This is a genomic window from Novosphingopyxis iocasae (genome assembly GCF_014334095.1).
Classification (GTDB): Bacteria; Pseudomonadota; Alphaproteobacteria; order Sphingomonadales; family Sphingomonadaceae; genus Novosphingopyxis; species Novosphingopyxis iocasae.
On record NZ_CP060495.1, the window covers coordinates 973,240 to 992,900 of the forward strand.

A 19,661-nucleotide genomic window follows, 5' to 3' on the forward strand; every position below is an offset into this window, starting at 1 on the left:
CCTCTCCCCGCCGCTCAGAAGCTGTACCGCAGACCCAAAAGGGCCGAGGCGGTGACATCTTCGTTATTCAGACTGAAATCGTTCGTATCGAAATAATCCACGCCGAGGGCTGCCGTGGCATCCAGCCCGCGCCACAGGCTGCGATTGTAACCGGCATTGGCACCCACCGCGAACACTTCCCCGCCGACATAGCCCGGATCATAATAATTCGCGTAAAGATTGGCGGTGACGCTGGACAGCTCGTCCAGATCACGCGCGACGAAGACGTTGGCGAAATAATTCTGGTCCGAGATGCCGTCGATCTGCGCCTGAACGCCATCATTCGCCGTCAGGAAGGTACGCCGGTTGTAACCGAGCGCGATGCCGGTCTTCCATCCGGACATGTCGGTCGAATAGCTCGCCGTCACGCCGCGCGAGCGGAAGGCGGCGCCGTCTGCGGACTGCAGCACATCGTCGAAACAGATGCCGCCCTTGCTGGTGAACCCGCAGCTGCCGATGTCTCCGGTCAGCGGGTTGCTGTAGGCCTGGAAATCAGGGGTCAGGCCGCCCAGACGGTTGCGTAGCAGGCTGCCGTAATTGGTGACCGTGTCATAAACGGCGATGCCTACGGCGGAGCGATCGTCAAGCTGCCAAGAGAAGCTGCCCGTCAGGATCTCGCTGCCGTAACGCTGGCCGAAACGGGCCTCGAGAGAGGTACGGCGGCTCGGCCGCCACATCACGCCGACATCCCAGATGAACCCGTCCTGCTCATAAGCAAGAAGCCGCGGGCTGGATTTATCGACCACGAGGCGTCCGTCATCGCCCGTGATCGGCGTACCGTCCGCTGCCCGCACGACGTCGCGTTCGGAAATACGGATGCGCTCATAGCCCGCGCCGCCCACGGCTGCGAGGGTCGGGCTGACTGGCACGGTAAGATCGACCCTGCCGTAATAGTCCTCAAAACGGTTATCGAGCGCCCCGCCGTCGGCCCGTTCGTACCCGCCGCCGACCGACCAGCCCACCGGCAGATATCCGCCCGGCTGCTGGCCGACTGAAGCAGTGACCGAATGGCTGGTATTTTCATCAAAGGGCACCGCGCCCACACCGGCAAAGGCAGGGTCGATGCCCTCATCCTCCACCTTGGTATAGCCCGCGCGGTACGCCGCACCGATGGTGACGCCGCCAGTCTGGATGCCCAGCGTCGGCCCGGCGTAGACGGAGTAAATCTGGCTGGTATTCGCTGGATTGCCGACCAGATTGCTCGGCGCAGCGCCTCCGGCGTTGATCCGGCTGCGCGCGGCCAGTGCTCCGGCGTCGACCGAAAGGCCGCGGGCCAGCTGCACGCTGCCAGCGGCAAGGCCGGTCAGATAGTCGCTGTCGGCGGTGTTATCGTCATAGGTAATCAGCCGTTCGTACCGGGCACTGATCCCCGCCTCGACGCGGCGCTGGCTGATGCGTGCTTCCACGCCCGCCGCAACGGTGGTGTAGGTGACAACATCGCTGTCCGCGCCCGTTCCGGTGAAGACCACCTGATTAAGCTCGACATAGGGCTGGATATCGGTGCGGACAGCCGAGCCACCTGCGCGGGCAGCGGGTGGAACCTCACCCGGCACATCCTGCGGCAGGAGCGGCGGCGCTTCCTGCGGCGGCGGCGCATCGTAGCTCGCGCCATGATCCTGCGCAGCTGCGGGAGCGGTCAGTGCGGTTACGGACAATCCGGCGAGAAGCCATTTACGGACAGTCATTTCTGCCCTCCATTTCCATAATAGGAGCCGAATTTGCGGCCCGTTGGAGAAAATTGCGTCCCGTTCAGCAGCAGCTTGATGTCATCGCAGCCACTCAAGAGACCGATCGCATCGCGGAGCGCCGCTTCGCTGGTCTCGTCCGCCTTCACGACAAGCAGAACCTGCCCGGCATGTAGCGCGAGCACGCTGGCGGGCGAGGCGGCGAGAGCCGGCGGGCTATCGAAGATCACAATGCGATGGGGGTCTGCCGCCTCGAGCCGCTGGAACACCGTCTCGGTTCGGTTCGAAGCGAGATATTCGGTGTCCGATTTGCTCCGCATGCCCGACGGCAGAATGGTGAAGCCGGGAATATCGGTGCCCAGAATCAGACTCTCGACGTCCCGCGCGGGATCGGCCAACGCGTCCATCAAGCCGGGCAGCGTTTCGTCTTCGCCCTCGTCATCCTGAATACCGAGCGTCGGCAGGATCGAGGGGCGCGCGAAATCGGCATCGACCAGCAGCACGCGGTTGTCGCGCTCATTGGCCAGCGCCAGCGCCAGGTTGATGGCGCAGAAGGTCTTGCCCTCGTCCGGATTGGCCGAGCAGACAAGGATGCGGCGGCCATGCGGAGAGGCCTCGACGCCCTTGCCGCCCGTCGCCGACAGCAGCAGCTGGCGTTTGACGATGCGAAATTCCTCGACGAGCATGCCGACTGCGGCTTCGGGCACGATCAGATTGTTCTCGCGCAATCGCGCCCGATCGATTGCGACATGGAAGCCGGGCTGGCGCGGAGCGGGCGCCATCGTCTCGCGGATCGGCACCGGTTGCGGCGCAGGGCGCTGCGGCTGAGGAGCAAAGGATTGCGAAGCCTCGGACTCGCGCTCGGGCTCCGCCTGGGGCGACGCGAGCGGGGCTCCTTCCGGACGCCGCAAGGCTGCGCCGAAATCATAAACCTCGGCGGCGCGTTCGAGCAGCGATGGCTGCCGGCGAATCGGATCATGCTTGCTCATTGCCATCCCCCTCAGGCGACCGTGCCGCGCTGGATGAACTCAACCATCATCAACAGCAGGAACACGCCCGCCAGCGCCCCCGTCCCCCCGAAGAACAGCTTCAGCTTGCGTTTGCGCGCGGCGCGCTGCGCCTCGGTCAACATTTCAGAGATCGAGCCGATGACCGGCAGGCCGCTCGCCTTTTCCAGCGATCCGGCAGTCGGGAAGCTGGTGCGCAGCTGCGACAGCGCAAAGGCCGCTCCAGCACCGCCCGCGAGGCCCACGACCAATACTGCTGCAAGGAGCAGTGGACGGTTGGGCGCGGCGGGCACACGGCTCATGCTCGGCGGATTGACCACACGGAACTGCGTGAGATCGGTTTCTTCCTCGACCTCACCCTTCAGGCGCATATTCTCGCGCTCGGCCAGCAGCTTGTCATATTGCTGCTTGAGGACGTCGTAGTCCTGGCTGATGCGCTCATATTCGGCCTGTACGCCGGGTTCGGCGGACTGCTTGCCGATCAGGCGGCTGACATCAGCCTCCAGCGCGGATTTGCGCGCGCGCAGCGCCGAAACGGTCGCCGCCCGCTCGGCCTGCATCGACTGTAGCGAGGAGTAAGCGGGGTTCGGCGTCTTGAAGCTGCCGCCGCCCGATTCGCCCGCACCGGAAGCACGCAGGCTCGCTATCTGTTCCTTCAGCGCGATGACATCCGGATGGCTGTCCGTCCATCCGCGCGCTCTTGCCGAAGCAAGCTGGCCCTGAAGCTGCGAAATCTGGCTGCCGCCGCCGCTGGGATTGGGCGTGGAGAGCATGGCCGGCGTACCGGCAAGCTGGCCGTTCAGCGCGGCGAGCGAGCTTTGCGCGGATGCCAGCTGGCTGTCGATCTGGCTGAGCTCCGCGCGGGCGGAAAGGAGCTGCTGGCTGGCCGATCCGGCACCCGGCAAAAGCCCGAGATTCTGCGTCTCGAACGCCACGCGCTTCTGCTCTGCGTCCTGCAATTCCTTTTGCCGATCGGCAAGCTGCTGATCCAAGAAGCGCAGCGCCTGGCTGGTGCGCCCGGCACCGCCGGCGATGTTCTCCTCCTGGAAAATGTCGATGATCTTCTGCGCGATATCGCGGGCCAGTGCCGCCGCCTCGCCGTCAGAGCGGCCCGCGCCGGACTGCTTCACCGTGATGTTGAACACATTCGGCTGATCCGACTTAACCTCGATATTCTCGCGCAGGGAGACGATCTTGGTCGCCATTTCCCGGTCCGAGGAAATATTGTCGCCCAGCTTGGTGGCGCGGATCACCTTTTCCAGATTGTCCGCAGACAGGAGCGTCTGCTGGATTTGGTCCATCTGCTGACGCTGATCGTTGCGATCGTCGATCATGCTGATGGACAGCATGGCCTGCTGCCCCACGAACAGCTTGGCCTCCGATGCATAAGTGTTGGGGATCAGCGCGACTACCAGCCAGCCCAGAAGACATATACCCCAGGCAACGGCAAGCGCCAGCCAGCGCCGGTTCCAGACGCGGTACAGCGCGATGCGGATTTCGTCGTAGAGACCGTTCAAGGCTGGATATCCTTCATCGAGGAGGGGGCGCGCTTCAGAACATGCTTTCGGGGATGATGATCACATCGCCGGGCTGCAGCAGGACGTTCGCCTTGCTGTCTCCGCGCTTCAGCAGATCGTCGATCCGCACCGAATATTCGCGCTGCACGCCCGAGTCCGTGTCCGCACGGATGAGGCGCGCCTTGTTGCCCGCCGCATATTCGCTGAGGCCGCCGACCGCGATCATCGCATCGAGCAGCGTCATGTTCGCGCGGTAGGGGATGGAGGCGGGCTTCTCCGTCGCGCCAACGATGCGGATCTGCTGGCTGAACGTGCCGGCGAAGGACTTCACGATCACCGATACGATGGGATCGTTGATATATTCCGCAAGGCGTACCTTAATGTCGTCGGACAGCTGCTTGGGTGTTTTGCCCACGGCCGGCAGATCCGTGATCAGCGGCGTGGTAATACGCCCGTCCGGCCTTACCTGCACCGTCGCACCCAGCTCCGGATTGCGCCAGACGAAGATCTGCAATTCATCGAGCGGGCCGATCACATATTGCGCGCTCGGTGCTTCCGTCTTTGAGACATAGGTTGCCGGCGGCAGCTGCGGCCCAGCCGGTCCACCCGCACAGGCGGAGAGCAGAGTGAGGCCGGAGAGCATCGCCAGCTTCGCGATTTCAGAGCTTCGCATTTGATCGTTCACCTTAAAGCGCGCCGTCCAAATGGAGCGCGAACAAATTTCCGCATCTGGCATGCCGGAAAAGGGTGAACAGACCGTTAGGATTGAATGATATGCCGGGCGCTCATCGCGATTATCGCCGCTTTAACCGCGCAGCCGATTACAATGGTTCAATTTGATACAGCGGCGCTACCGGCCGTTTAGATCAACATCTCTCGCGCAGGACCCTGCCCCAGGAAATTGGCCGGAGAGGCGCTGGCCCCATAGGCCCCAGCGCAGAAGATCGCGACCAGATCACCGACATCGGCGCGGGGCAACATTGCGCTGTCGCTCAAGCGATCGAGCGGCGTGCAAAGGCACCCGACCACGCTCTGTACCTCATCCGCAGGCGCATCGAAGCGGTTGGCGACGCCGACGGGATAGTTGCGGCGGATGACCGTGCCAAAATTGCCGCTGGCGGCGAGCTGATGATGCAGCCCGCCATCGGTGATCAGGAATATCTCGCCATGGCTTTCCTTCCGATCGATGATGCGGGTGAGATATATCCCTGCCTCGCCCACCAGATAACGGCCCAATTCGATCGCGAAATGGGTGTCCGCCAGCGATGCGGGCAGATTCGCCAGCTCTTTGCCCAGCGCATCGCCCACGGCGGCGGTGTCCAGCGCGACATCGCCCGGAAAATAGGGAATGCCGAAGCCCCCGCCCAAATTGACATGGGGTGGGTTCGCACCGGCTTCTTCCGCCAGCCTGGCGGCCAGCGCGATCGTTTGCCCTTGCGTCTCGATCAGCGCCTCGGCCTTCAGCGCCTGGCTGCCCGCATAAATGTGAAAACCGCGCCAGTCCGCGCCCGCTTCGATCAAGCGGCGTACAAGGTCGGGGACGCGGCCTTCGTCGATCCCGAATTGTTTGGCACCGCCGCCCATTTTCATGCCCGATCCCTTAAGATCGAAGCTGGGATTCACGCGGATCGCAATCCTGAGCGTCTTGCCCAACCGATCCGCGATGGCGAGCGCGCGATCCGCCTCGCCTTCGGACTCGCAATTGAGGGTCACGCCATGGCGAATGGCCGCTTCCAGCTCGCGATCGCGCTTGCCCGGTCCCGCAAAGCTGATGCGGGCGGGATCGACACCGGCGGCCAGCGCCAATTCCAGTTCGCCGCCGCTGGCGATATCGAAGCCGTCGACCAGGCCATTCATATGCTGCAGCAGCGGACCGAACGGATTGGCCTTCATGGCATAATGGATCGCGAGCCGCCCCGGCATCGCGGCCCGAAGGTCCTCGAATTTCCGCGTCAGCAACGCGCGCGAATAAACGAACAGCGGCGTCTCGCCCGCATCAGCCGCCACATCGGTGAGCTTTGCGCCATCAACCGAGAGCACGCCGTCCAGCGCCACCCATCCGGGTGGGATCGGGCCGATCGGTTTCATAGCTGGTCCTTCAGCGCGGTACGGTCGATCTTGCCGTTTGCGTTCTTCGGGAATTGGTCCAGCCAGATGATCTCCGCCGGCTGCATGAAGTTGGGAAGCGTCGCTTTCAGATGCATGCGCAAAGCCGCCTCGTCCCCGGAACCGCGCGCGAACAGCACGATCGCTTCGCCAAGCGCCGCGTCCTTTCGGCCCATGGCGCAGCTTTCGTTCACCGCATCGCTGGTGTCGGCGGCCTCCTCGATCTCCTGCGGAGACACGCGGTTCCCGCTCGTCTTAATCATCGCATCGTCGCGGCCCACGAAATACAGCAGGCCGTCAGCCCCGCGCTTCACCGTATCGCCGGACCAGACGGCGGTGCCGCCATAGCGCGAAAAGGCGGGCGCAGGCTTGAAGCGCTGCGCCGTCCGTTCGGCATCGCGCCAGTAACCCTGCGCAACGAGCGGCCCGGCATGCACCAGTTCTCCCGGTGCATCGGGCGCGGCTTCGGAACCGTCCGGCGCCACCACCATGATTTCGGCATGCGGAATGGCCTTGCCCATCGATGTCGGATTGCCGTCGATCAGCGCCGGATCGAGATAGGTCGATCGGAACGCTTCGGTGAGGCCGTACATCGCATAGAGATCGGCGTCCGGAAAAATCCCGCGGAGCTTCGCGACCAGCCCGGGCGTCAGCGCACCCCCGCTGTTCGTCAGCCGCCGCATCGGCGCTGCCGCCTCTTCGGTCCAGGCCTGCTCAACCAGCTGCACCCATAATGGCGGCACCGCGGCGAGTGTTGTGACACCATGCTTCGCACAAGCCTTTACCACGTCCTTGGGCGTCAGATAATCGAGCGGCACGACCGATCCGCCCGCCGCCCAGGTGCTGAGCAGCTGATTCTGTCCATAATCGAAGCTCAGCGGCAGCACGGCAAGCGTCACGTCGTCATCGGCGAGCTTCAGATATTCCGCCACGCTCAGCGCGCCCAGCCACATATTGGCGTGGCTGAGCATCACACCCTTGGGGCGACCAGTCGATCCGGAGGTATAGAGGATAGCGGCGAGATCGTCCGTGTCGCGGCTCTCCGGCGAAGGCTCCATGGCCTCGCCAGCATCGAGCGCCGCTTCCGCTTCATGCTCGTCTATCGCCTTCGCGTCCGAAAGGTCGTCAGGCTCCAGCGTCCCGAGCCGCGCCTTGCCCGCGATCAGCAGCCGCGCACCGCTGTCGGAGAGGATGTGTGCGACCTGTGCGCGCTTCAGCAGCGGATTGACCGGCACGTGGACTAACCCCGCGCGCGCTGCAGCCAAGGGCATCAGGCAGGCGATCTCCGTCTTTCCCATCCAGCTCGCCGCGCGGTCCCCCGCCACCAAGCCTTGCGCCAGCAGCCAAGCAGCGAGCCTGCCGATACGGAGATTTAACGCCTCGTGGTTAATCGTGCCGCCACGCAGGCGCAAGGCCGGTGCGTCGCGCCTGCCGCGAAGCGCCAGATGATCAAGCGGAAGGACGGCGGGATGCGGCATGAAGTGGTAAAGTCTCACTCGCTGAAACAACGGGATTGGGCGGATGTGGTGACTTCGAAAGGTGAATATCACGATAATTTTGCCGAGGCGAGCGCCGCCCGTGCCTTTGCCCGGGCGAGCCAGGCGCGCCTGTTCGACCGCGCCGAATATCTCGCCCCGCTCCACGCCGCCGCCTTCGCAGACAAGGCGCTGAAGCTGCTCCGCGTGGCCGAGTGGGAGACCGAACTCTGGCTGCCGCTAGTGGAGGAAAGCCCAGGCGATCTCAAAGCGCTGTCGAACTGGTATAGCTTCCGCTGGTCGCCCGTATTTACAGGCGCGCCCGGCGCGATCGAGCGTGATCTGCTGATGCGCGCCGCGGCCCGCGCGCTTGGGAAGCAAGCCCGCGCCGTCACGCTTTCGCCGCTCGCAGAAGGCGATGCGCAGGATCTGCGCGTCGCTCTGGCCGCCGAAGGCTGGCACGTGACCGTGGAGCAATGCGACGAAAACCACATCCTGCGCCTGAAGGGCCGCGGTTTCGAGGAGTATTGGGCCGCCCGTCCCGGCCGCCTGCGCAGCACCGTCAAACGCAAGGGCAAGTCCGGTGCGGTCAAAATCCGCATCCTCGACCACTATGACGAAGCCGCATGGAATGATTATCAGACGGTCTATGCACGCAGCTGGAAACCCGAAGAGGGTAGCCCAGACTTCCTGAAGGGACTGGCCCAAAGCGAAGGCGCGGGCGGATCGCTGCGCCTCGGCCTTGCCTATATCGACGGGCAGTGCGTCGCCGCGCAGTTCTGGACTTCGGAGCATGGCGAAGCGCTGATCCACAAGCTGGCTTATGATGAGCGCTATGCCAAGGCATCCGCCGGCACGCTGCTGACCCACGCCTTGTTCCGCCATGTGATCGAACAGGACGGTGTCGATCTGGTCGATTACGGGACCGGATCGGACGCCTATAAGCGCGACTGGATGGAGGAAATACGCCCGCGTTTCCGATTGATCGCGAGGCGGCCCGGCCATCCCGCCAACTGGGCAGGCCTCGCCAGAGCAAAGCTCGCACAGCTTGTGCGGCGGCGCAGCAGCGTCTAGGGGCGGCGTGAGCGCTTAATTCAGGGGATTTCGAGCTGGTGGCAGAGAATATGCAAGCCGATCTGGCGGTTCGTTCCGTGCTGGTCGACGTACTCGGCCTGGACGCAGAGCGCGTCGCGCATTTCGATGCGGATACGGAGCTTTTCGGGGCAATTCCGGAGCTCGATTCGATGGCCGTTGCCGGGCTCCTGACCGAGCTGGAAGACCGCCTGGATATCGAGATCGACGACGATGACGTCGACGCGGAAATCTTCGAAACCTTCGGCAATCTGGTCGCTTTCGCCGAGGCGAAGCAGGACTGATGCCCGGCGCGCTGCGCCACCTCTCCTATCATTTCGACGGGCGGGCCGAGCAGCTGCTGACCATCGGCAGCGGCGATCCCGCCATCCTGTTCGTGCCGCCGCTGTTCGACGAGATGAACCGTATGCGCCGCACGCTGGTGCTGGCCATGCACGCGCTGGCTGTGCGCGACATTGCGAGCACGCTCATGGACCTGCCGGGTGCCAATGAAAGCCTGGCGCCGCTGGAAGAACAGAGCCTAACGCGCTGGCGCGAGGCCGTTGCAGCGGCGGCGGGCCAGATACAGCCGCGCTGCATCGCCTCGGTGCGCGGCGGCTGTCTGATCGACGACGGAGCGTCAGCAGAATTGCGCTGGCGTCTGTCGCCCGCAAAGGGATCCAGCCTGCTCAAGACGCTGCTGCGCACCCGTATAGCGGGCGAGCGGGAGGACGGACGCATCGTGACCGCCGGCGAACTGATGGAGCAGGCCAGCTCTGCGCCGATCGAGCTTGCCGGCAATTGGCTTGGCCCTGCGATGGTCGCAGAACTCGACGCTGCCCGTCCAGCGGAGGTGCCCGCACGCGAAGTGAAGCCCGGCCAAGGCGAAGGCGCAATCACCGGCTCCGCGCTCTGGCTGCGCGCCGAGCCGGGCGAGGACGCCGCCATGGCGCAGGCCATTGCGGACGATCTGGCGGAACTGCTGGCATGAGGCGGTTCGTCTCGTTCGCCTGCGGTGACGACCGGCTGGCCGCGACGCTCGATGAGGCGGATGGAAAAACCGGCCTGCTGATCGTGAGCGGGGGCAATGAAATCCGCGCGGGCGGCCATGCCAACCAGTCGCGCCTCGCCGCCTGGGCTGCAGTCCAGGGTTATCCCGCCTTTCGTTACGATCGGCCCGGCATCGGTGACAGCGAAGGGGATAATCGCGGCTTCCTGCATGGCGGCGAGCCATTGAAGGCCGCGCTCGCCGCATTCCGCCGGGAGGCACCGCAGCTGAGCCGCATCGTCGGCTTCGGCAATTGTGACGCCGCCACCACCTTGCTCTTCACGCAAACCGATATCGACCGGCTGGTCATCGCCAATCCTTGGCTGATCGAAGCTGCAGACGATGGTGAGGAGGGAGAGGCTGACGCCTTGCCCTCCAGCGCCGCAATCCGGGCGCGGTACATCGCCCGGCTCAAAAACCCTGGTCGCCTCGCGCGCGATCTGTTTGGCGGCGCTATCGACCTCAAAAAGTTCGCGCGCGGCCTATCGCGCTTGCGTACGCCCGAGCCGCCATCCGCCCTCGCGGACCGTGCCGCTGCCGCCATAGCCGAGCGGACTAAGCCTACCGATATTCTGATCGCGAAAGGCGATGCCACGGCGCTCGCCTTTCAGGACGCCTGGAAATCCGCCGCCTTCGTAAAAGCACGTGCGAATCCGCGCATCCGGCTGATCGAACATCGGACCAACTCACACAGTTTTTCGGACGATGCCGCACAAAGATGGCTGCGAGACCAGTTGCTGGCGGCTTTGGCAGAATGAAAAAACGCCCGCCGGTCCACGCAGAACCGACGGGCGCATTGCATTTTCGGTAGTCCGATCAGTCGAACTGCTCTTCCAGTCGATCGGTCAACTTTTCGCCTTCGCTGATTTCACGGTGGGCGTTTTGCACAACGGCGCGCGTTTCCGGCGTGAAATCATCCTTGTCGAGCGCTTCGCGGAACTTCTTCTCAATATAGTCCTCGCCCTCTTCAACACGCTCGGCGGCGCGCTCGTTCGAATCACCGAAGGCATCTGCAAGGGTAGTAAAGGCGCGATGCGCAGCGCCTGCGGTGCTGCCATTGGTGCGGGCCTCGCCGCCAAGACGGCGAATTTCTGCATTGAGCGCCTCAACCGTGTTGCGACGCTTGGACGCCTGCGAAGTCAGCGTGCCTTTAAGGCCGGCGTTGGTGGCCTTCTCAGCCGCCTTTTCATAACCAAGCGCGCTGTCGATCGCGGTGTCGGTGAGGGTTTCAAGAAGCGAAAGTCCATCGGCCATGTCAAATCTCCATACTGTGGGAGCTTGGCAAACGGGTGCAGCGCGCAATGGATGCAGGCGCAGCTACTAATCTGATAAAAATCAAGTGAAGGAACTTAGGGGGGAAAGACCCGAAGCGGTCATCGTCAGGCACAAAAATACCCCGGATATCGGCCGAAATCCGGGGTTCTGTTGGTAGCGGAGGAGGAACATATAGCGAACATATAACGTTCTGACATTGCTCGTTTTTTCCGCCCAACTCTTGGAAAATACCCCCACCGATACCCCCAGAATCCCGAATTTGCGCCAAACCGTTACAAGGGTGCGATCGGCCGACTAATGTTCGAAAATTGGCAGCTCAACCGCCTCATTGAACGGCGGAAGTTGGGCCGGGAGCGGAACGTCCGCTTATGGATCGAGATGGTTTGTTAGCTGTCGATAGGGATGATCGAGCAGTCAGGTCTTAGACCACCGCTCCAACCAGGCTCCCGATTCCGGCAGTCGCCGCCATGGCCAAAGCCCCCCAGAATGTGACGCGAAGCGTCGCACGCGCGATTGGTGCACCGCCAGCTCTTGCACCGATCGCACCGAGAACCCCGAGGAAGATCAGCGATGCGATTGCAACTGCGGGCACGAGTCTCGCAACCGGTATGATCGCAACCAGAGCAAGCGGTAGCGCAGCCCCGACCGTGAAGGTTATGGCCGAGGTCAAGGCGGCCTGGACAGGTCTGGCGATACTATGGTCGATGATTCCGAGTTCGTCCCTTGTATGCGCCGCCAACGCGTCCTCTTGCGAAAGTTCCGTAGCGACTTGCCTCGCCAGCGAAGGTGAAAGCCCGCGACGCTCATAGATTGTAGCAAGTTCGGCCAATTCGGCCTCGGGATTGGCCTCGAGTTCTCGCTTTTCCCTATCGAGATCTGCAGCTTCGGTGTCGGCTTGTGAACTGACCGACACATATTCTCCAGCTGCCATGGACATTGCGCCCGCAACGAGGCCAGCCGTGCCTGCTACAAGCACTTCGCTTCGCCCAGCACTTGCTGCAGCCACTCCTATGATAAGACTTGCCGTTGAGACAATGCCATCATTGGCGCCCAGGACGGCCGCGCGGAGCCAGCCTATTCGGGAAACAAGATGCTGTTCACTATGCAAATGAAAACGGCTCAATGGCAATCCTTGTTTAATGCGCCTTTGTTGATCCTACGGGATCTCCGGAAGCATGGCAACGGGGCAGTTAGGGGGCAGTTGCCATGCTTCCGAAGCTGGTTGTTGCTGTATCAGGGAAGATCGCGCTCCATCACATCTGTCCACGCCGCAATGAAGTCGTGAACGAACTGGTCGCGGCCATCGTCCGAAGCATAGGCTTCTGCCACCGCGCGCAATTCCGAATTGGCACCAAAGGCCAGATCGACCGGTGTCGCGGTCCATCGGACTGCGCCGCTGGAGCGATCCTTCCCTTCATATATGCCGGGGTTCGTGCTCGATTTCGACCAGATGGTCGACATGTCGAGGAGGTTCACGAAGAAATCGTTCGTCAGAACTCCAGGGCGCGTGGTGAGGACGCCGTTTTGCGATCCGCCAGAGTTGGCATCGAGTGCTCGCATTCCTCCGACCAACACTGTCATCTGGGGAACGGTCAGATCGAGCAGATCGGCGCGCTCGACGAGCTGTTCAGCAGGCGTGCCGCTGCTATCGGCAGCGAAGTAGTTGCGGAAGCCGTCGGCCTTGGGCTCCAACACTGCAAACGATGCTGCATCTGTCTGGTCCTGGGTCGCATCCACTCTTCCAGGTCTGAAGGGCACTTGCGCATCAACCCCGGCCTTTCGAGCGGCCTCCTCGATACCAACGCTGCCTCCAAGGACGATCAGGTCTGCGAGTGAGACCTGCTTGCCATCGCGTCGCTGGCGGTTGAACTGGTCACGAATCCCGGCCAGCTTGTCGAGAACCGGCTTGAGCCGCTCAGGATCGTTTACCAGCCAGCGGATTTGCGGCTCAAGCCGGATGCGCGCGCCGTTCGCACCACCGCGAAGGTCCGTACTGCGATAGGTGGCGGCCGACGCCCATGCGGTTCGGACTAAGTCGGGCACGGACAAACCGGAAGCGAGAATTCGCGATTTGAGCAGTGCAATATCCGCGTCGCTGATAGTCGCGTAGTTGGCCTTGGGCAGGGGATCCTGCCAGGCGAACTGAACCTTCGGTACATCCTTCCCGAGATAGCGCGAACTCGGTCCCATATCGCGATGGGTCAGCTTGAACCAGGCTCGCGCAAAAGCATCCGCGAACAACTGCGGGTTCCGCTGGAACCGAAGGGCAATTTCCCTGAAGGCCGGATCCTCCTTCAACGAAAGATCGGTGGTGAACATGATGGGCTGATGCTGCACACCTGGGCGGTGGGCGTCAGGAACCATGCCTGCGCCGCCCCCGTTGGCCGGCACCCACTGTACCGCACCCGCCGGGCTCCGGGTCTGGACCCAATCGAATGCGAACAGATTGTTGAGGTAATCGCTCGTAAACGCGACCGGATTGGAGGTCCAGGCACCCTCAAGTCCGCTGCTGACCGTGTCTTCGGCATTGCCTTTGCCGCAGGAGTTCTGCCAGCCAATTGCCTGCTGTTCCACGGGAGCGCTTGAAGGGTCTGCGCCGACGCACTTGCCGGGATCATGGGCTCCGTGCGCCTTGCCGAAAGTATGACCGCCGGCGATCAGTGCGACTGTCTCTTCATCATCCATCGCCATGCGACCGAATGTCTGGCGAATGTCCTTCGCAGCCGCGACGGGGTCGGGGACGCCGTTGGGGCCTTCCGGATTGACGTAGATGAGACCCATCTGGACGGCGGCGAGAGGCCGTTCGATCGTACCGCTCCCGTCGCGGCGTTGGTCGGCAAGCATCTTGCGTTCAGGGCCCCAATAGACATTGTCCGGCTCCCAGTCGTCTACGCGTCCACCTGCGAAGCCGATCATCTTGAAGCCCATCTGTTCAAGCGCGACGGTCCCTGTCAGCGCCATCAGGTCCGCCCACGAGATCTTGCGTCCGTATTTCTGCTTGATGGGCCACAGGAGGCGCCGTGCCTTGTCGAGGTTGACGTTGTCGGGCCAGCTGTTGAGCGGCTCGAAACGCTGCTGCCCGCCGCCAGCTCCCCCTCTTCCGTCAGACACACGATAGGTCCCCGCACTGTGCCACGCCATGCGAATGAAGAACGGGCCATAGTTCCCGTAGTCTGCCGGCCACCATGGCTGGGAAGTGGTCAGGGTCGCGGCAATGTCCGCTTTGACGGCATCGAGGTCGAGCGAATTGAACTGCGCAACATAATCAAAGTTGGGCCCGTAGGGGTTTGATTCGGGCGACTCCTGACGTAGCGGGCTGAGGTCGAGACGTTCCGGCCACCAGTCCTGGTTCGTCATGCTTTTGCTTTGCTCGGGAGGCGCCGAGTCTTGCGCAAGTACCGCAGGCGGAAGGCCGATAGCTGCCACGCTTGCGGTCAGCAGAATGGCTAACTTTTTCGACTTGGCGCGCATTGAATTCTCCCCCTGAACCTGTCTGGAAGCGAATCATCACCCCAGACTTCATTGCCACGAGAAGCAATCATCCACCGGATTCCTGACGACGACCTGACGGTGAGATTGCCAGATCAAGAATTAGACTTGATCGGCCCCCGGAAACGACACGGTGAACTGAGCGCCGCCATCGGGAGGCGTTTCGAGCTCGATAGTGCCGCCGTGGACTTCGACCAGGCGATGAACAATGCCGAGACCGAGGCCCGATCCCTCCTGATTCTGACGATTCTTGCGCCAAAATCTGTCGAAAATGAACGGAATGTCCTCTTCGCATATGCCGGGCCCGTGATCACGGATCGACACCTGGGGGCCGGGCCCGGCCCGTACCTCGATCGGTTTATTGCCGCTCCCGTGATAAATGGCGTTCTCGATTAGGTTGCGCAGCACGCGGTAAATCGCCTCATCGTGGCCATGAATTTTTGCATTGCCGAAATCTTCGAAGCTGATGTCCTGTCCCTTTCCAAGCGCGAGCGGTGCCAGCTGGCTAACTGCACGCTGGGCTATCTCCGCAAGGTCAATCCGGTCACCCAGATCAAGCGTACTGGCATCGGCCTGTGCCAAATCGAGTAGCTGGTTCACCAGCCGGCTCATCTGGGCATTGTCACGCAACAATTGCTGCCTTTGTTCGCCTTGGGGAAGCTCCGCGAGCGAAAGTTGCATAATAGAAAGTGGTGTCCGCAACTCGTGCGCGGCATTTGCGGTGAATGAACGCAGCGTGCCCATGGCGAGTTCGAGGCGTGCCAGAGCCCTATTTACCGCGCTGACAAGGGTTGCGACTTCGCGCGGTTGCGATGGTTCGGCAATCCTCAGCGACATGTTCTCGGGATCGAGCTGATCGACCTGCGTTTCCGCTTCTCTGAGAGGCGCGAGCACCCGCCGCACGGCGAGTACATTGAAAAGGAGCATGAGCAGCGAAAGCGGGACCAGGGGCAATGCGACGTGCTGCAAGAGTTCATTCGCAATCACCGGTACGTAAGGCCGGATGCCACTTCCTTCGAATTGCATGAAGAGCCACTTGCGCTCGCCATCAATGGTGACTGTCCGTACTCCGGAAATCCTGTACCCTTCCGCTAGCTTTTCGCGTCTGGTCCAGTCCATCAAATCCCCTTTGACAGGAGACTGATGGACCGAGGCGGAAGGTGCAGGAACACTGTCGCTCGCCAAGTAGCTGGCGAACCACCTCGATGCGCCCGGCGGACCCGCGAGCAGATTGGTTTCTGCCGCGCCCGAATTGCTGGCCTTGGCTGCCTCCATGGTGAGCAGCTCTTCGGCGAGCGATTGCGGTTGCCTACTGTATGTCGTGATAACGATCGCAATGTCGAGCAGGGCAAAGACAAGGGTAAAAAGCGCCAATCGGGTGGCAATCTGGCGAAACAGCGTCGGTCGTTTGCTCGTCCGGCCGAGCAAGGTGTGGTCAGCCTTTGGCAAAGTCGGTCTCGAAGATGGCATAGCCCACCCCGTGCACTGTCTTGATCTGAACCTCGGCACCCGCTTCCTTCAAATGCCGCCGCAATCGCGACACCGCAGCTTCCATCGCGTTCGGAGTGATGTCGGCGTCCATGGAATAAAGGGCGCTTTCTATCGACTGCTTCGCCACCACGTGTCCCACTCTGCGCAGGAGAATTTCAAGGAGATCGATTTCTCTCGGAGAAAGTTCCGCTGCTTTTCCATCTACTTTGACAGCCCGCTCCGATGGGAAGAGCGAAACATTGGCCAGCGTCAACACCGCTTCGAGCGTATGGCCCGGTCGGCGAAGCAGGGCTCGGCAGCGTGCTGCCAGCTCCGGAAGGTGGAAGGGCTTGACGACGTAGTCATCGGCTCCTGCATCAAGCCCGAGAATACGATCATCCAGACCGCTGCGCGCAGTCAGAACAAGTACCGGAACATGGCTCTTGCGCGCCCGCAATCCGCTGACAAATTGCAGCCCGTCCCCGTCCGGAAGTCCAAGGTCAAGTACGATAAGGTCATAGTCGTAGGTTTCGTATGCATCGTTTGCGCCGTCCAGGGTTTCGCACCAATCGACTGCGAAACCCTGGCGTTCGAGTCCATCCCTTACCAGGGAGGCCAAGCGACTATTGTCCTCAACCAGTAACAGGCGCATTGTCCACATCCGATCCGTTAGCGGGCCGCTTGTAGCCTGTTATCATCGACCATGGCATGTTTTCCCGGTGCCGCACGCTTTCGATTACCGCGGCTAGCACATGGATGATGGCTGCTGCGACAATGATATTGGCCAGCGTTTCATGCACCTCTTCGACCCACGGCTCACCCCAGAACTGGTCGCTGCCCATCATCCATCCGGTCACGCCCATGCCCGCGATGAGCGCCATGAGGCCAAGCATCATGACAGCCCCGGCCGGGTTGTGGCCGACATAGCGAGGTTCGCGCCGCTTGATCAGCGCTGCAAGGTACGATTTGAGTGATCTGGGCCCAGGAATGAAACTTGAAAACCGTGCATGGCCTTTCGCGACAAATCCCCACCCAATCCGGATGAGCAATGCGGCGACCATCACATAGCCGATGATGATGTGCGGGTCCTCGACATGACGCAGTACCGTCAGGTTTGCGATGGTCCCAAGCGCCACGGTCCAGTGAAAGATACGCACCAGCGGATCCCAGACCTTGATCCGGTGGCTTCGCGTCGAAGCTGAGTCCGGCGGCACATCGGCCGCCGGATGCAACAGAGAAGTGGTCTCTTCCATCGATCAATCCACGTTGTTCTGTACGACCGCGCCGGTCACGGGATTGAAATAGACTTCGGCCCGACGGCCATCCTTGTTGATGGCGTAGATTTCGTAGCAACTGCCGGAAACCTGGAAGACCTTGATCGTACGGAAACCCATCTTCGCGATCCTGGCCTTCATCTTTTCCGGCGACATCCACTTGCTTTGCGGCTGGGCGGTGCAAACGGGGCTTGCATAGGCCGTCGAGGAGAAGCCGAGGGCTGCAAGTGCCGCTGCGGCAGGGATCAGATATTTCGTCTTCATTATTCATACTCCGTTGATCGGGCTGTCACTGCAGCGCCGTCCCTGTCTGATGCCCAACAGTTCTGACCGATTCCTGACCTGGACTGCCTGTTTTTCGTTTCTGAGGAAGCAATTTCTTCCCTTGGTCAGTTCGTCGTCAGAAGTGAGGTTCAAAAGGATCACGGCGCAAGAAAGCGCAGATTTTCTTTTGGAGCTATACAATGAAGACTTACGCAAAACTCGGGACTGGCCTTTTGATTGCTACCTGTGCAGCGGCTGCAGCACTTGCTGCTCCGGCCACACCTTCCAAGGAACTTGCCCCGCAGACCAAGGCCAATCTCGAAGCCGCCATGCATGGAGAGGCTTTCGCCAATCTCAAGTACCTGCGCTATGCGGAACAGGCGGATGCCGCAGGTAAGCCGGAACTTGCCCAGCTGTTCCGCGACACTGCGAATATCGAAGCAAATGAACATTTCGATCGCGAAGCCGAAGCGCTGCGGCTTGGCAGTTCCGACGCCAGCAACCTCGAAGATGCGATGGCCGGTGAGCACTACGAAAACACCAAGATGTACATCGAATTCGCCGATCAGGCGGAGGCAGCGGGTGACCTGAAGGTCGCAGCCATGTTCCGCCAGATCGCTGTCGATGAGGGCGTACATTACGAGCAATACAAGGCCGCGCTGGCGAAAATCAAATAACTCCAACGCCAGCATGTACCGACCGGCTTTTCCCCCTGGCCGGTCGGTACACTCCTATCTCGATTCCACTCACCTACCGGTACACTTTGCGCCAAACTAAGCGCTGCCGTTCGTTTTTGGTCTAATCAGCGAACTAAAGTCCATGGCTGTCAATTCTCAACCGCGAAATGGCGCGCTGATGCGCAACAACGCGGTCGGCCTTTAATCCCAACTGGGGAACGCTGGGGGCCGCGTCAGGCGAGGTTTGCGATGACTAAAATTTGACTTCAGGCCCTCGGCCAATGCAGATTCGGATAAACGTCTGCTCTTGGGGAAATCCAAAATGGTCTCGAATGACCGAGATGGGGCGCTTTGCCGACTGACTGCTTTTCCCAGGAGCTGCCCGACAGCAAGTGGGCCGTCTTCTGACTGTCCGGTTCCGACCGGAAAAATTGAAAAAGCTGCCGCTCGATCGTGTCGATGACTCGGTCAACAGCCCCAACATAGCGGACGCAAGAGAGCCTGGAGGCCCCCTCCCAAAGCAGACCACACAGTGACCTGAGCCTAGGCCAAGCGCAGCCCCTCCCGCCGTTTGCGAGTAATCCAATCACGAGCTTGGTCGAGAAATGTGGAGATTGAGCCGTCGCTGTTGTGAGTGGTAAAACCTCCTGCCTCCCGCATCAAAGGGTGGGTATAAGGATCATCTATCCGGCAAAGACGAGCGGCTCCATCTAGATCATCCGTCATGATGCGAAGACAAATAGCCAAAGCTCGGTGCTGCCCGCGAAGATGCTCTTCGTCGGGCAGCATGGCGAGCATCGATGCTGTGGAGATGCTTTGAAGTACCTCGGCGGCTCGTTGACTGCACTAGCCAACAACCTCGGTCACAAGCGGCCGCACTTGCATTTTGTCCAGCCCAACGTGATCCTCCGTAAATGGCGAACGCAGCACCCATGCGCCGGTTGCGCGAAAAGATAATGGCAGCGCTTCATTCTCGATCAGGCCCACGATCTCCCAAAACAGTGGGTCCAATGCCATCGGCTTCACCGTCATGCGGACAAGTGCGCCGCGCTCCCAAAGCGGGGACGGCAGTATGCTAATGAACCAGTCCCTAGTCTGCTGGACAACCTCGCCGCGAGCGAAACGCCAACCAGCGGCCCGTGACATAACTTTCAGCGCGGCGTCAAAGTCTTTGCCACGCTGCTTCGCCGCTTTTTGCTGTTCCCGCGTCAGTTTGGCAGGCCACACTGGCAGATCGCTCATGTCGCCGATCTGCCATAGCGAA

General features: G+C 61.6%; 19 protein-coding genes. 5 read left to right on the forward strand and 14 right to left on the reverse strand.

Features of this window, described 5'->3' with window-relative positions; genetic code table 11:
* Positions 1–14 precede the first annotated feature (14 nt).
* The 6 genes from H7X45_RS04600 to H7X45_RS04625 form a co-directional block, all read right to left on the reverse strand.
* Entirely contained in the window at positions 15–1,724 is a 1,710-nt protein-coding gene (locus tag H7X45_RS04600) for a TonB-dependent receptor (RefSeq protein ID WP_187336364.1), read from the reverse strand.
* The gene (locus H7X45_RS04605; RefSeq protein WP_187336365.1) at positions 1,721–2,713 is read right to left on the reverse strand and encodes an AAA family ATPase; all 993 of its coding nucleotides are present in this window, start codon (positions 2,711–2,713) and stop codon (positions 1,721–1,723) included. Before H7X45_RS04605 ends, H7X45_RS04600 begins: the two co-directional genes overlap by 4 nt.
* A gap of 11 nt (positions 2,714–2,724) precedes the next feature.
* The gene (locus tag H7X45_RS04610; protein WP_187336366.1) at positions 2,725–4,248 is read right to left on the reverse strand and encodes an XrtA system polysaccharide chain length determinant; all 1,524 of its coding nucleotides are present in this window, start codon (positions 4,246–4,248) and stop codon (positions 2,725–2,727) included.
* 34 nt (positions 4,249–4,282) lie between these two features.
* The gene (locus tag H7X45_RS04615; protein ID WP_187336367.1) at positions 4,283–4,921 is read right to left on the reverse strand and encodes an XrtA/PEP-CTERM system exopolysaccharide export protein; all 639 of its coding nucleotides are present in this window, start codon (positions 4,919–4,921) and stop codon (positions 4,283–4,285) included.
* 188 nt (positions 4,922–5,109) lie between these two features.
* Positions 5,110–6,336 (reverse strand): pyridoxal-dependent decarboxylase, exosortase A system-associated, encoded by a 1,227-nt coding sequence (locus H7X45_RS04620; RefSeq protein WP_187336368.1) that lies wholly within the window; start codon positions 6,334–6,336, stop codon positions 5,110–5,112.
* Positions 6,333–7,832 carry an acyl-CoA ligase (AMP-forming), exosortase A system-associated gene (locus H7X45_RS04625; protein WP_187336369.1) on the reverse strand — a complete coding sequence of 500 codons (1,500 nt, stop codon included), beginning with the start codon at positions 7,830–7,832 and terminating at the stop codon, positions 6,333–6,335. Before H7X45_RS04625 ends, H7X45_RS04620 begins: the two co-directional genes overlap by 4 nt.
* Before the next feature lie 48 nt (positions 7,833–7,880).
* On the opposite strand from H7X45_RS04625, the gene H7X45_RS04630 reads away from it, so the two are divergent.
* Genes H7X45_RS04630 through H7X45_RS04645 form a run of 4 tightly spaced genes read left to right on the forward strand, consistent with a single transcriptional unit; the run spans position 7,881 to position 10,706 of the window.
* Entirely contained in the window at positions 7,881–8,903 is a 1,023-nt protein-coding gene (locus tag H7X45_RS04630; RefSeq protein WP_187336370.1) for a GNAT family N-acetyltransferase, read from the forward strand.
* Positions 8,904–8,953: 50 nt separating this feature from the next.
* Positions 8,954–9,205, forward strand: a complete 252-nt coding sequence (locus tag H7X45_RS04635) for a phosphopantetheine-binding protein (protein WP_187336978.1) — start codon at positions 8,954–8,956, stop codon at positions 9,203–9,205.
* Positions 9,205–9,891, forward strand: a complete 687-nt coding sequence (locus H7X45_RS04640) for an alpha/beta hydrolase family protein (RefSeq protein WP_246449679.1) — start codon at positions 9,205–9,207, stop codon at positions 9,889–9,891. Before H7X45_RS04635 ends, H7X45_RS04640 begins: the two co-directional genes overlap by 1 nt.
* Entirely contained in the window at positions 9,888–10,706 is an 819-nt protein-coding gene (locus H7X45_RS04645; protein WP_187336371.1) for a hydrolase 1, exosortase A system-associated, read from the forward strand. Before H7X45_RS04640 ends, H7X45_RS04645 begins: the two co-directional genes overlap by 4 nt.
* Before the next feature lie 58 nt (positions 10,707–10,764).
* Here H7X45_RS04645 and H7X45_RS04650 read toward each other — a convergent pair whose 3' ends face one another.
* The 7 genes from H7X45_RS04650 to H7X45_RS04680 all read right to left on the reverse strand — a co-directional run bounded on the left by H7X45_RS04650 (position 10,765) and on the right by H7X45_RS04680 (position 17,720).
* On the reverse strand, positions 10,765–11,202 hold the full coding sequence (locus H7X45_RS04650) for a PA2169 family four-helix-bundle protein (protein WP_187336372.1): 438 nt from the start codon (positions 11,200–11,202) through the stop codon (positions 10,765–10,767).
* A 442-nt stretch (positions 11,203–11,644) separates the two neighbouring features.
* Entirely contained in the window at positions 11,645–12,346 is a 702-nt protein-coding gene (locus H7X45_RS04655; protein WP_187336373.1) for a VIT1/CCC1 transporter family protein, read from the reverse strand.
* 110 nt (positions 12,347–12,456) lie between these two features.
* Complete coding sequence (gene katG, locus H7X45_RS04660) at positions 12,457–14,694, reverse strand: catalase/peroxidase HPI (protein WP_187336374.1); 2,238 nt, start codon at positions 14,692–14,694, stop codon at positions 12,457–12,459.
* A 120-nt stretch (positions 14,695–14,814) separates the two neighbouring features.
* Positions 14,815–16,161 carry a HAMP domain-containing sensor histidine kinase gene (locus H7X45_RS04665; RefSeq protein WP_246449681.1) on the reverse strand — a complete coding sequence of 449 codons (1,347 nt, stop codon included), beginning with the start codon at positions 16,159–16,161 and terminating at the stop codon, positions 14,815–14,817.
* Positions 16,148–16,834, reverse strand: coding sequence for a response regulator transcription factor (locus H7X45_RS04670; RefSeq protein WP_187336375.1), 687 nt, complete (start codon positions 16,832–16,834; stop codon positions 16,148–16,150). Before H7X45_RS04670 ends, H7X45_RS04665 begins: the two co-directional genes overlap by 14 nt.
* On the reverse strand, positions 16,815–17,435 hold the full coding sequence (locus H7X45_RS04675) for a cytochrome b/b6 domain-containing protein (protein ID WP_187336376.1): 621 nt from the start codon (positions 17,433–17,435) through the stop codon (positions 16,815–16,817). Before H7X45_RS04675 ends, H7X45_RS04670 begins: the two co-directional genes overlap by 20 nt.
* A gap of 3 nt (positions 17,436–17,438) precedes the next feature.
* Complete coding sequence (locus H7X45_RS04680) at positions 17,439–17,720, reverse strand: PepSY domain-containing protein (protein WP_187336377.1); 282 nt, start codon at positions 17,718–17,720, stop codon at positions 17,439–17,441.
* 200 nt (positions 17,721–17,920) lie between these two features.
* On the opposite strand from H7X45_RS04680, the gene H7X45_RS04685 reads away from it, so the two are divergent.
* Positions 17,921–18,397: a rubrerythrin family protein gene (locus tag H7X45_RS04685; protein WP_187336378.1), complete on the forward strand. Its 477-nt coding sequence runs from the start codon at positions 17,921–17,923 to the stop codon at positions 18,395–18,397.
* A gap of 846 nt (positions 18,398–19,243) precedes the next feature.
* On the opposite strand, the gene H7X45_RS04690 is transcribed toward H7X45_RS04685, so the two are convergent.
* Positions 19,244–19,639 (reverse strand): hypothetical protein, encoded by a 396-nt coding sequence (locus tag H7X45_RS04690; RefSeq protein ID WP_160752772.1) that lies wholly within the window; start codon positions 19,637–19,639, stop codon positions 19,244–19,246.
* Positions 19,640–19,661: the final 22 nt, after the last annotated feature.